Source organism: Azohydromonas lata NBRC 102462, from assembly GCF_001571085.1.
Classification (GTDB): Bacteria; Pseudomonadota; Gammaproteobacteria; order Burkholderiales; family Burkholderiaceae_C; genus Azohydromonas; species Azohydromonas lata.
This window is the reverse complement of the sequence record NZ_BCTC01000257.1, coordinates 1-1,700: the sequence shown is the minus strand read 5'-3', so window position 1 is coordinate 1,700 and position 1,700 is coordinate 1. Positions and strand designations below refer to the sequence as shown.

1 protein-coding gene is annotated in these 1,700 nt (G+C 74.1%); it reads right to left on the bottom strand.

The window, feature by feature from the left end:
• Positions 1 to 1,700, bottom strand: a 1,700-nt coding sequence (locus ALA01S_RS30950) for a cadherin-like domain-containing protein (protein WP_157119440.1), incomplete at both ends; no start/stop codon positions are given.

The following is a 1,700-nucleotide window of genomic DNA, read 5'->3' as shown; positions in this document are numbered from 1 at the left end:
TAGTTGCTTTGGCCGTTGATGACGAAGCCGCCGCTGCCCGCGGCCACCGCCGCCAGGCTCACGGCCGACGCGTCGTTGCGGCCGAACACCACGTAGCTGTGGCCCACGTTGGTGCCGTACGTGGGCGCGCCGACGATGAGGTCCATCAGCCCGTCGCCGTTGACGTCGCCCGCCCCGCTGACGCTGTAGCCGCTTTGGCTGTTGGCGGCCTGGCCGTTGATGACGAAGCCGCCCCCGCTGCCCGCGGCCAGCGCGGACAGGTCCACCGTCCCGGCGCCGGTGCGACCAAACAGCACGAAGCTGCGGCCGGCATTGGTGCCTGCGGCCGCGTCGTTGGGGACGCCCACGATCAGGTCGGCCAACCCGTCGCCGTTGACGTCGCCCGCGCCGCTGACGCTGTAGCCGCTGCCGCCCTGGCTGCCGGTGACGTTGGTGATGGCGAAGCCGCTGGTGCTCTTGGCCACCTGGACGGCCAGGATGGCCGACGTGCTGTTCACGCCGTCGCTGACGCGGTAGCTCAGCCGCAGCTGCCCGCTGTAGCCGGCCACAGGCGTGATGGTCCAGTTGCCGTCGGCATTGCGCACCACCGTGCCATGGTCGGCCGCCAGCGACGTGACGGACAGCGCCTCGCTTTCCGCGTCGGTATAGCCCTGCAGCAGCTGCGCCTGCGTCACCGTGAAGGAGACGTTGACGGTGGCCTCGGCCAGCACGGTGGCCGGGCCGCTGAGCGCGGGCGCCGCATTGGCCACGGTCACCGCCACCACGCGCGTGGCCGCCGTGCTGGCGTGGCCGTCGCTGACGGCGTAACTCAGCGTGAGCGCTCCCGTGTAGCCAGCGGCGGCCGTGACGCTCCAGCTGCCGTCGGGGTTCTGCGCCACCGTGCCGTGGTCCACCGCCAGCGCCGTCACAGACAGCAGGTCGCCGTTGGCGTCCGTGTAGCCCTGCAGCAGCTGCGCCTGCGTCACCGTGAAGGACACGCCCGCGCTGGCCGCGGCCAGCACGGCCGGCACGCCGCCCAGCACTGGCGCCACGTTGGCCGCGGCCACCGCCACCACGCGCGTGGCCGCCGTGACGGCCACGCCGTCGCTCACGCCGTAGCTCAGCGTCAGCGCCCCCGTGTAGCCGGCCGCGGCCGTGACGGTCCAGCTGCCGTCGGCGTTGTGGAGCACCGTGCCGTGGTCCGCCGCCAGCGCCGTGACGGACAGCAGGTTGCCGTCCGCGTCGGTGAAGCCCTGCAGCAGCTGCGCCTGCGTCACCGTGAAGGACAGGCCCGCGCGGGCCTGGGCCAGCACCGCCGGCGCGCCGCTGAGCACCGGCGCCACGTTGGCCGTGGCCACCGCCATCACCAGCGTGGCCGGCGTGACGGCCGCACCGTCGCCCACGCCGTAGCTCAGCGTCAGCGCCCCCGTGTAGCCGGCCGCGGCCGTGACGGTCCAGCTGCCGTCGGCGTTGCGCACCGCCGTGCCGTGGTCCGCGGCCAGCGCGGTGACCGACAGCAGGTCGCCGTTGGCGTCCGTGAAGCCCTGCAGCAACTGCGCCTGCGTCAGCGTGAAGGAGATGCCCGCGCGGGCCGCGGCCAGCACGGCCGGCGCGCCGCCCAGTGCGGGCGCCACGTTGGCTGCGGCCACCGCCACCACCCGCGTGGCCGGCGTGACGGCTGCGCCGTCGCTGACGCCATAGCTCAGCGTCAGCGTCCCCGT